This is a genomic window from Thermomicrobium sp. (genome assembly GCF_053493975.1).
In genome coordinates this window covers 1-10,103 of the sequence record NZ_JBRBZA010000049.1, presented here as the reverse complement: position 1 = coordinate 10,103, position 10,103 = coordinate 1, and the positions used below count along the sequence as shown (strand labels likewise).

Annotated in this window: 8 protein-coding genes and 1 CRISPR repeat array; all 8 genes read right to left on the bottom strand. The window is 66.4% G+C overall.

What is annotated here, in order from left to right; all coding sequences use genetic code 11:
• Nucleotides 1-333: 333 nt before the first annotated feature.
• Genes cas2e through cas3 form a run of 8 tightly spaced genes read right to left on the bottom strand, consistent with a single transcriptional unit; the run spans nucleotide 334 to nucleotide 9,277 of the window.
• Nucleotides 334-627 (bottom strand): type I-E CRISPR-associated endoribonuclease Cas2e, encoded by a 294-nt coding sequence (cas2e, locus tag ACWIVK_RS08515; protein ID WP_448576222.1) that lies wholly within the window; start codon nucleotides 625-627, stop codon nucleotides 334-336.
• The gene (gene cas1e, locus ACWIVK_RS08510) at nucleotides 624-1,562 is read right to left on the bottom strand and encodes a type I-E CRISPR-associated endonuclease Cas1e (RefSeq protein ID WP_448576221.1); all 939 of its coding nucleotides are present in this window, start codon (nucleotides 1,560-1,562) and stop codon (nucleotides 624-626) included. The genes cas2e and cas1e overlap by 4 nt, the downstream gene beginning before the upstream one ends.
• Nucleotides 1,563-1,567: 5 nt before the next feature.
• The gene (gene cas6e, locus ACWIVK_RS08505; protein ID WP_448576220.1) at nucleotides 1,568-2,290 is read right to left on the bottom strand and encodes a type I-E CRISPR-associated protein Cas6/Cse3/CasE; all 723 of its coding nucleotides are present in this window, start codon (nucleotides 2,288-2,290) and stop codon (nucleotides 1,568-1,570) included.
• Nucleotides 2,281-3,024, bottom strand: a complete 744-nt coding sequence (gene cas5e / locus ACWIVK_RS08500) for a type I-E CRISPR-associated protein Cas5/CasD (RefSeq protein ID WP_448576219.1) — start codon at nucleotides 3,022-3,024, stop codon at nucleotides 2,281-2,283. The genes cas6e and cas5e overlap by 10 nt, the downstream gene beginning before the upstream one ends.
• The gene (gene cas7e, locus ACWIVK_RS08495) at nucleotides 3,024-4,229 is read right to left on the bottom strand and encodes a type I-E CRISPR-associated protein Cas7/Cse4/CasC (RefSeq protein ID WP_448576218.1); all 1,206 of its coding nucleotides are present in this window, start codon (nucleotides 4,227-4,229) and stop codon (nucleotides 3,024-3,026) included. The genes cas5e and cas7e overlap by 1 nt, the downstream gene beginning before the upstream one ends.
• Nucleotides 4,230-4,273: 44 nt before the next feature.
• Nucleotides 4,274-4,837: a type I-E CRISPR-associated protein Cse2/CasB gene (gene casB / locus ACWIVK_RS08490; RefSeq protein WP_448576217.1), complete on the bottom strand. Its 564-nt coding sequence runs from the start codon at nucleotides 4,835-4,837 to the stop codon at nucleotides 4,274-4,276.
• A complete protein-coding gene (gene casA, locus ACWIVK_RS08485; RefSeq protein WP_448576216.1) occupies nucleotides 4,834-6,408 on the bottom strand; it encodes a type I-E CRISPR-associated protein Cse1/CasA in 1,575 nt (524 codons plus the stop codon). The genes casB and casA overlap by 4 nt, the downstream gene beginning before the upstream one ends.
• Nucleotides 6,395-9,277, bottom strand: coding sequence for a CRISPR-associated helicase Cas3' (gene cas3, locus ACWIVK_RS08480; protein WP_448576215.1), 2,883 nt, complete (start codon nucleotides 9,275-9,277; stop codon nucleotides 6,395-6,397). Before cas3 ends, casA begins: the two co-directional genes overlap by 14 nt.
• Before the next feature lie 459 nt (nucleotides 9,278-9,736).
• Nucleotides 9,737-10,069: a CRISPR direct-repeat array (repeat unit 27 nt; unit sequence GGTACACCCCCACGTGCGTGGGGACAA).
• Nucleotides 10,070-10,103: the final 34 nt, after the last annotated feature.

Genomic DNA, 10,103 nt, shown 5'->3' with positions numbered 1-10,103 from the left:
GCGTGGGGACGATGCATCCAGCCACCGCTCCTGTAGCTCCGTCGTCGGTACACCCCCACGTGCGTGGGGACGATGATACGAGCGCTGATTCTCCGTCCAGTTAGTTCCGGTACACCCCCACGTGCGTGGGGACGATGTGAGAAATAGGAGTAACATACAGGATCGGGTACGGTACACCCCCACGTGCGTGGGGACGATGATGCGCGCCACTGCCTCTCCGAACGAGAGGGCGGTACACCCCCACGTGCGTGGGGACGATACTGTGTCGCGACGCCAAAATTCCGCATTATCCGCGGTCATAGTCTCACTTTCTCATCGCAGCGCGGATTTCGATCAGCTGCCCTGCTCGGACGAGCGAGGCAGGCGGATGAGCCAAAGCCCTTCGAAGTCGACAAGCTCCCGCGATGTGTCGCCGAACGACCGCAAACCAAAACCCTGCTCAGTGTTCGTCGTGTAGATGAGCAGCGCCGCGCCACTGTCGAGAGACCGGCAGAGCTTGTCCCAAAGACGGTCACGGACGCGCGCACTCACTTGACCGACGAAGACGCCTGGTCGAGGCTCGAGGAGCCACCGCGTCAACTCGCCGCGCAAGCTCGGTTTCACCCGTTCGACGAGGAGCACGATCATGGGACGTCCTCCCGCTCGGACCAATTGACGCCCCCCTCGATCTCGCCTGAGGGGTCCCACAGCTTGCCGGGCGCTGCGGGATCGTCATCGAACTCGGCGCGCTCGGGTGGCTGGTTCGGCATTCCCAGGGCTCGGCCGATATCGGGGACGATGCGGGCGAGCAGCCGCCGTTCGCGAAAGGCATCGCGGCAGGCTCGTCGCACGCGTCCTTCCAGGTCACGCTCCCCTTCCGCGACGGTACGGAACGCGATCGGGATCGTGATCTCGGTCTTGTACAGGTCAGCGATGTCGTACACGAAGGAGAGCATCTTGCCGGTGTGGATGAAGCCGATCGCTGGCGCGAAGCCGGCGGCGACGATGGCAGCGTGGCAGATCCCGTACAAACAGGCATTGGCGGTCGAGAGGGCGCGGTTCACCGGGTCGGTCGCTCGCCAGTCGCGGCGGTCGTACGAGCGACCGTGCCACGGCACGCCGGTCTCGCGACTGGCTGCTTCGTAGGCCCAGCGGACACGCATGCCCTCGCGCCCGCGCAACTGGCGCAGCGTGAGCCCGGCAGGGAGTTCCTCGGTGAAACGCATCCGGTACAGACGCTCCGCGACCTGGAGTCGCTGGGCGGGGTCTGCCCACTGCTGGACTTGCCAGAGGAGGTTGCGCGCCGATCGCGTTTCGCCCAGCCCCTGTGCGTAGAAGCGGATCCCCTCCTCACCGCTCCAGATGACCAGGCAGCCGCTCTCGGTGAGCGTGCGCACCGCTGCGTGCGTGATGCTCGTGCCTGGTCCGAGGAGCAGCACCATGAGGTTCGCGCACGGGACCGGCGTTTTACCGTTCTGGTCGAAGAGCGCGATCGCCTTCCCGTCCTGCTCGATCCGGCAATGCTCCACATAGAGGTAGGTCAGGCTATCGCGAACCGTCGGAAGGAGATGCAAGTTCTCCATGGGCGTCACCTCTTCACCGGTGCGATGGAGAGCAAGCCGAAGCCGAACGCCTTGGCCGGGCCGATACCGGACTCGAGCGCCTCGCGAAAGCGGATAGGATCGGTCACTCGCAGGACGCCATCATAGACCACGGCCGCGAAGGTCAGTTTCTGACCGGCACCATTCGACGCTGGACGCCAACCGACCACTTTACCGGCCGGGCGCGCATCAGCCTGGAGAGGTTGCGGGCCGAGCGTGACCGTATCGTCGCGGACTCGCACCGAGAGGACCCGAAACCCATGTTGCTCTCCTTTGCGCACCAACCAGGTCAGCTGATCCTCGACACGGCGAAGATCCACACGTCGGCCGTTGGGACGATACCCCGGCTGTTCGCGCCAACTATCGATCTTGCGCGTCGGGTTCGCACGCAGCCGGAAGGTGAGTTGCATGCCCGCTACGACACGGTCATAGTGCCCCGACACATCTTTCGTGGACGGGTTCAGCGGATCGCCAGCGGTTTCCAGCAAGTAGCCGCTCGGCAACTGCTCGCTCTGCGGCGGAATGCGAGACTGCACGAGTAGGACGTACCCCTCAGGGCGATACAGGACACCGAGGGCACGCCGCGCCGACTCGTCGGTCGGTAGATCGGGGAAGAGCGAAAGCACCCGCCGATGCAGGCGATAGCAGTCGGCCAGATCGCGCTGGACGTCGGGATGTCGCGGATTGAGCAAGAAGCGCGTCAAGAACATGGTCGATCCTCCCGTTTCGGGACCGTCTCGCCGAGGCGCCAGAATTCGGTTCGGATACCCCGCAGGGTGAAGCTGCGGTCACGGAAGGCGGCTCCGACCGGCTGGTCGAGCTGGGCGCGCTCCGCGCGCGCGACGTCTGGCTCCTCCAGCACCACGCGGACGAACTCGGGTGGCTGCTCGCGGAGACGTCGCGGTACGGTGTCGCTCACCGGCCAGGGAACGGAACGCAGGGCCTCTTCGAGCCTCTGGTTCCGGACCGGCTGATCGGGATAGAGGACTGGCTCAGCCGGTACGTACGACTTGCGCCCGAGGTAGAGTTGCCACTGCGGCTGGCGGAGCGCTGCCGCCAGGCGTTGGAGCAGCGTCGGATCGCCTTCGAGGCCGACGAGGAAGACCGCCTGGGCGAGGTAGTAGCGGACCGTCGGCTGCGTGAGCGGCGGTTTGTTTCCAGCGCTGGCGACTCCGTAGGTCTCGCGCCCTGGCCACGATCCCCCGCCGACGGTCTGGTACTCGCGAGCGAGAATCCCCTCCGCATCGACGCGCACGCCCATGCGGAGCGCGGCGAGATCATCGACCGATTCGCTGCGGGGGCGTCCCAGTGCCGCACAGAGCAGCCCGATCACGCCGCTCTTGGTCGGCTCGCGCGCGGTATCGCGGATCGTAAAGCGTGACTGTACGCCCCACGACTGCAGCGGTCCAGCTAGGCGGAGCAGGAGCGTCGCCGTGCCGCTCATCACCGGTCCTCCGCCTGACGGTCGAACGCGCTGGCCACGATCCGCTCGATCAGGTCGCGCACCGTCGGAACCATCGTCTCGCCGGGCTGTCCGTGTAATCGGCGCATGGCCTCGACTTGCTCGGGTTCGTGGGTCGCCACGTACAGTGCGCGGAGGCCGCTGGACCCGTACATGCTGGTGAGTTTGGCCCAATACCGGTCGAGCGCGCGGATCGATTCTTGCACGAGGTCCCGCTGGGCGGTCGGTCGGACCGGCTGGACGAAGGCATTGGCGAGTGACCAGAGGCCGTGCTCGCGGACGACGGCGGCGACGAATGCCGGTGGATTGTGCGCCGCGAAGCTGTTCTGCTTTCCGGTCGGTACCGCGTGGACCGCTGCCGTGAGGAAGGCGGCGAGTCCGCGGCGGGCGAGGTCTCGGTCGCCGCCGAGATTCTGCACGAGCTGCTCGATATCGACGTTGGCATAGCGGTAGTAACAGGCCGAATTGAACTCGACCGTCCCGATCATGTCCGCGCCGGTGGCCTCTTGGGGCAAGAGATCGTCGACCGCGGTAAAGTAATCGAACTCGATCGAGACTTGATGGGTGGAGAGCGCGTGGGCTACCTGGCTGGCGGCATCGACCCGACCGAGCGGTACGTCAGCGATCATTCGACCGAAGAGCGCGAGGTCGACGGCGGCACTCGGCGCATTGAGGATGCTCTCGACTTCGTTCCTGATCGCCTCGGGAATCGCAGCCTTCGCTTCTTTCTTCCGGGCACGAGCGGACTTCTGTTCATTCTCTCCGCTCGCGGTGTCGCTTTCGCGGAGCGTGTCCCAGTATCGGACGGCTGTCTCGACGAGCTTCGCGATCTGGTCCTCACCGACGAAGAGCAGGTACTGCGTCTTTTCGGGTTGGTCCGACATCGGTTCGATGCCGACACTCTGGAGGAGTCGCCGGGCGACCAGTTCCGCAGTGGCGTGATCCTTCCCGTTCTGCGCGAGGCGGGTAGCGATCTCCCCGATCAATCGCTTGGTCCGCACCGCTCGCTCGCGCGCATCGAGGAGGCCCGCCTCTTGGACATAGAGGCGGATGGCGCGCTTGATGCACTGGCTCGAGATACGGGCACGTCGGACCCCGCCGAAGGAACAGTCCTTGGGTGCACCTGTATCGTCACGGTTCAAGTTGGACGGCGCGAAGTGCTGGAGCAAATGCAGCTCGACGAACATGGCTCTCTCTCCTTTTTCGGCTCGTTCCCGTCCACGCTGCTGACTCAGGCGGAAACCTCGATCGACCCTTCGCTTACCTCTTCTTCCCTCCTTCCACGTTCTTCGACGAACGCTCGGGCCCACCGACGCTGGACGAACCGCTCCGGGGAATCCCACTGGTCGAGGTCGCGCAGCAAGTCGACCCAGGAGACGGGGATCTGGTGCGGCCCGAAGAGCGTCAGCATCCGATACAGCTGGAGCGGAAGCTCCTCGCGTTCGGCCGCGAGGAGCCGGAGGAACCGCGCTTCGAGCCCGGCGGATCGCTGCCCGAGTCGTTGGGCGAGTTGACCGACCGATGCACCGAAGTTGGTCCGCCCTTTCCGCTCGTTCGCTGGCCAACTGATTGGATGGAATGCGAAGAGCGACGCAACGGCGAAATAGACCCAGGCGCGATGGTCGTCAGCATCGGCTGGCAGGTAGGGCACCACGTAGGGGTAGATCTCGACGACTGTCCCTGGGGGCTTGCCGAGGCCGCGGCGCAACGTCGCCAGCGCGCCGCGATCCTCGCGTGCGACGAGTTCCTCCAACGCCTGGACGAAACGTACCGCTGACCGATCTTGGACCGTCATCCTGCTCCCTCCTCGTTCGCGGGTGATTCCGTTGCCGCCGCACCACAGGTGATCATCGCCAGTCGGGCTTGGAGACGACTCTCGGCTTCAGCGATCGTCAGGATGGGTCGCCCCGCGCGGAGCAGTGCGAGCGCAGCCTGCTCGAACGCACGCTGGGCAGACCGTTGGACGACCGTCTGCCAGTCGGCACAGACTGTCGGGGGCGGTTCCCCTCGACTGAGTCGGTGGAGCAGAGTGTAAAACGTGGGCTCGAGCGTGGCCCAGAAGACGCGTTCGCTGCCGAGTCCCGCGACGAAGCTGCCCCGTTGCTTGTCCCCGATTCCCAAATACGTCGCGAGGCGGCGCAAGTCCTCGACGAGGAGGCGCGCCGCCTCCTCGGCCATTTTCAGTAGTTGTTCGATCCAAAGCAGCATCAGCTGGTCGTCGAGCAGGGAGAGCGGTAAAGGAAAACGCTCGTACCGCCAGAACAGCGGCTTCGCCTGGTCGGGGACGAATCCGGCGACGTCGAGAGGCAGCACTCGCCCGGGGAGCACGCCCAGGCGGTAGAGGAACGCCCACCAGTCGACGATACGGGGACGCTGCTGATCGACCGCGCTGGTCGAGATGGTCTGCATCAGCGCTAGGCTGTCCCGCCAGAGGGCACGATCCTCGCGGAACGTGAGCGCGAGCCACCCCCTCTTGCTGTCCTTACGGAACGGGACCATCGTTTCGAGCTGGCGCTGCTCGAAACCATCGGGGAACGACTCGCCGCGCATGATGACTGCCTGTGAGACCACGACCTGCCCATTGCGATCGTCCGGGATGAGCAGGACGCGACGCGCCTGCCAGGTCAGATAATCCAGGTACCCGGTCGGCCAGCGTGGCTGATCGCCGGGCAGATCAGGGCGCTCCCACGCGGGCAGGTCGTGCGTCGGGTGTCCGGTGGGCGGCTGGTACGAGGAGCCCCAGAACGGCCGACTGACCAGGTGGAGCAGGAGCGTCCGGGCGAGGTCCTCTCCCTTGCCCAGGCAGACAGCGACCGCACAGAGGGGTGCCGCTTTGGAGGCACGCTCGGCTGGTGTCCGGCCAGAGAGGAGTCCTCCAGTCGAAAACGCTTGATAGGCGACGAGATAGCGGGCTGCAGCAGCCGGAGTCAAGGCCACCTGTGCCGGATCGGAATGATCGAACAGGAGCGGTGCGTTGAACGACGATGCGAGTTCGGTGGCGAGTCGCGCACTCTCCGCCCGATACTGGTGATCGACGCCGGGATGCTGATGGAAGGGGCGGTCTGGATCGAACAGATCGAAACGATGCTGCCAACGCGCGAGGTACTGCCGCACTGGATCGAGCGGCCAACAGCCGTCTTCCCACCACTCTGCCCACTCGTCTTCGTCCCGAGGTCCATCGAGAGCGCGGTGCAGGATCGCGAGGAGCAAGCGATGCAGCGCGACCGTTACCAGGGGTGAGGGATCGACGATCTCGCGCACGCTCTGTGGCGCCGTGAGGACATCGTGCAGACTCCGCTCCACCAGGCGGCCGTTCGGCAAGAGGCAGGGAATCCACGGCTGCGTCACCAGGTCAAAGGTCGGCATCGATCGTCCCCTTTCGAGTCACGAGGCCCAACGTACGGTCGAGCACCAGCACGGAGTCGCGAGCGAGCGGGAGCGAGCCGTCCGGATCGAACCAGGCTACCCGGACTCTGGCGAGCAAGGGTGATCGCTGCCACGGTTCCGGCTGGCAGACACGCTCGCTCTCGTCGAGGAGACGGAGCAGATAGTTGCCTCCCACCTCGATTGACCAGCGGAGGATGCGGACACAGTCCTGCGGATTCGGGGAGGCGGCGAGGTCGACCGGTTCGTGGCCCTCCGGGTCCAGCACCGTCCGGCGGTCTGCAGTGCGGAAAACCGGGACGAGCGTGACCGACGGTTCACCGAGGCGGGTCAGGGCCTGGAACGCCGGATGCGTGCTCGTCGTCTCCTCGGCGAGGTCAGCGTCCGTCAAGTCTTCCAGACGCCCTTCTCCCGGTGCGCAGACCCAGCGCTTGGCTGCTTCGTTGCGCTCGAAGGCGAGCGTCTGCCGGAGCCGCTCGGCGGTCTCGCGCCAGGGACGGGCCAATGCCTCTGGGAGCTGCGGCTGCGGACCGTCCTCGTAGACGGCAGCGATCAGGTCATCGGTCTCTTCCGGCATCCGCAGCTCGCGGCGCGTACGCAGGGCGAACCAGGTGCGGAGGAGGATGTGTTCGTCGTAGATGGCGAGCGTGCCACGGTCGAAGAGCGGTACCCCGTGGTCGTCAAGCGGGGGTCCCAAGAGGACGACGCACGGTTCGGCGAGCGACGGTGGACGGGTCTCTCGCTGGTGACGGTGCAATCGCCCGGCTCGTTGGAGAAGGAGGTCGATCGGAGCCGGGAACGTCAGCAGGAGATCGAAGTCGAGATCCAGGCTCTGCTCGACGATCTGCGTCGCGACGAGGACGGCACGGCGAGGTCGGGAGACCGGAACGCGACTGCCGTCCGGTGTCGGCACGGTGCCGCCCGGTTTCCCGAAGCGACGGAGAACGCGCTGTTCCCGCTCGCTGCGCCAGACAGCGGGGTACCGTGCATGCAGGAGGTCCAGCTCGGGATCGCCGTCATCGGCTCGGCCTGGGAAGCGGGGACGGAGCGCCTGAAAACACTCCTGAGCTTGGCGGACGGTATTGCAGACGACGGCGGCACAACCACCAGCGCTCAAGGCGTCCGCGAGATACCGAGCGAGTTCCCGATATCCGTCCTCGTCGGGCAGGATGGGGAGCGTCTCGAGACGGATGGTGCGCTGGGAGCGCGCGGATGCCGCGACCGGCTCGACCGAGCAGGCATCGGGGGTGACCACGGTGATCCGGGGATACCGCGCTTCCGGCAACGGGACGACAGGAGCATCGGCCGGGGCGAGGCCGCGCCGAAAAGCCGCTGCGAGAGCGGCGCGCCGCGAGGGTGCCAGGGTCGCCGAGAGCACGATGACGCTGCTTCCGATGGCAGCGAGCCACTCCAGGAGCCGCTCGAACAGCGACAACATGTAGGTATCGTAGGCGTGGACTTCGTCGAATACCACGACCCGACCGGCCAGGCCGAACAAGCGCAGGAAGCTGTGACGAAGGCGGAGCGCCGCCAGGAGAGCCTGATCGACGGTTCCGACACCGAACGGCGCCAGCAGGCCCCGCTTGCGGTAGGTGAACCACTCGCCCGCGACGACCACGGCGTGCCGACCCTCCGGCGGCTGGCCATCGTTCCAGAGCCCCTCCGGTGCGGGGAGCGAGGGGTCGAGGCGGACGCGCTCCTCCTCGGCCGAGACGGCGGCGTGCCCGTGAACGAGCTGCAAGACCACCGTGTCGGTTCCGCGCGCGGCGTACCGGTGCGCGAGCACCTGGCGGATGCGATCGAAGAGCGCATCGCCGGTCGCTCGCGTCGGCATTCCGATGTAGACCCCGCGTGCCGAACCGGTGATTCCCCAGCGGTCGGCCAGGAGCCAAGCTGCCTCCGTCTTGCCTTCGCCGGTCGGGGCCTCGATGATGACGAGCGCGGGGGCATCGGGACTGAGACGATCGGCGAGAGCGGTGACAGTCTGCTGGACCGGCCGCGGCGAACCGAGTGCGGGGAAGACGGCTCGAAAGTCACCGGGGGGCAGGCGCTGCGGCAGCTTCCAGCGGAGCGACTCCACCGCCTGGCGCGCTTGGGCGCGTGCCCGAGTCGAGTAGTCTTCGAGAGACATCTCGAGTGGCCGTCCGAGCACGGCAGCGTAGGGGAAGAACGGCTGGCTGATCGAGGCGATCCAATCGACCACTGTCACGAACCCGGCGAGCACAGCGAGCGCCGGGAAATCGGCACGTTGGGGGACCTCAGGCGGCACGTCGAGAAGCGAGGCGAGCGTCTCGAACAGGACACGGCGTACAGCTTCCCAGCTTTTGTCGCCCGCCGCCGGATCAGCTCGGGAGAGAACCGCCTGGTCAGGGAACCGACCATGGTGCCCGGCGACCGTGTCTGCCAGTCGACAGGCGAGGCGCGGCGAGAGGCCACGAGCGCGGAGGAGCGGAGCCAGGACGAGACTCGTCAGGGTGCCGTGCGGGAGGCAGGCATGCTCGGGCAGGACGGGACAGCTGAAGCCGGCCTCTTTTACCTGGCGCACAGCCGCGCGCTCCAAGTCGTCCCGCGGTTGCGGGAGACGGAACTGAAACACCGGGGTCGCCTTGCCGAAGTCGTGCAGTGCAGTGAGGAAGACGACCCATCGCTCGGCCACAGCCGGGGCGAGGCCGAGACCATCGGCGAGGAGGCGGTGGATGCGGGACGTCAGCCCCCAGCGCCAGAGCTGCTCAGCCACTGCGGCGGCATCGAGAGCGTGGAAGACGAGCGGATGATACCGTCGTTCATCCTCCACGTATCCCAGCTTGGCCCAGAGCGAGAGCAGGGCGTACTCGAGCTGAGTGACGGCCACGACAAAACTCCTTTCGTCATCGAGTATCGGAGCAGCACGGGAACACAGGTGTTCCCGTTGCCGACACGGGGCAGCAACGTTTTGCCGACCGAGAGCATCGAGATGGCTCTGCCCACTCCTTCCGGGCGGAAACTGCTTTTCGAGCGTATCATCGACCATCGCGCGCAACAAGAGCGCGAGGCGTGGACGGACGGGTAGGGGGTACCGAGGACAAACGACACGGCGAACGACGCCGGGTGTTTTGCGGCGCCTGTGCCTCTTTCGGGAAGCGAAAGACGGCGAGAGGCGAACCAGTCGAGTCTCGACGCGGCGACCGACCGAGGCTCGACTGATGGGTACCGAGCGGGAGCGGCAGCACCGTCCCGTCAGGAGGGTGCCTCCTGGAACGGTCGAGAATGGAAGTGGCCTCCGGCGGGGCTCCAGGGGACGCCGTGTGACGCTGGTGGCTCTGCGGCGACCGGTACACCCCCACGTGCGTGGGGACAACCCACCGACTGCAGCCGGCGTGAACGTTTGTCCAGGTACACCCCCACGTGCGTGGGGACAACCATCCCCCGAGCAATGGCCCGCCAGCGGTGAGCGGTACACCCCCACGTGCGTGGGGACAAAGAGCGACGACGTCGCACCGTGTCCGTGCGCGACGGTACACCCCCACGTGCGTGGGGACAACGCGCGGTACGCGTTGGTGCGGCACCGGCCGTACCGGTACACCGCCACGTGCGTGGGGACAACTACAGTGGGTCGACGGCGCTCGCTGTAGTGCACGGTACACCCCCACGTGCGTGGGGACAACTTCTCGACCTTCTCGACGTCCAGGACCTTCACG

What these genes read in the sequence shown, in the direction of transcription:
- casB (WP_448576217.1), bottom strand. Translation starts at nt 4,837, where the DNA reads ATGACGGTCCAAGATCGGTCAGCGGTACGTTTCGTCCAGGCGTTGGAG.
- cas6e (WP_448576220.1), bottom strand. Translation starts at nt 2,290, where the DNA reads ATGTTCTTGACGCGCTTCTTGCTCAATCCGCGACATCCCGACGTCCAG.
- cas7e (WP_448576218.1), bottom strand. Translation starts at nt 4,229, where the DNA reads ATGTTCGTCGAGCTGCATTTGCTCCAGCACTTCGCGCCGTCCAACTTG.
- casA (WP_448576216.1), bottom strand. Translation starts at nt 6,408, where the DNA reads ATGCCGACCTTTGACCTGGTGACGCAGCCGTGGATTCCCTGCCTCTTG.
- cas5e (WP_448576219.1), bottom strand. Translation starts at nt 3,024, where the DNA reads ATGAGCGGCACGGCGACGCTCCTGCTCCGCCTAGCTGGACCGCTGCAG.
- cas1e (WP_448576221.1), bottom strand. Translation starts at nt 1,562, where the DNA reads ATGGAGAACTTGCATCTCCTTCCGACGGTTCGCGATAGCCTGACCTAC.
- cas2e (WP_448576222.1), bottom strand. Translation starts at nt 627, where the DNA reads ATGATCGTGCTCCTCGTCGAACGGGTGAAACCGAGCTTGCGCGGCGAG.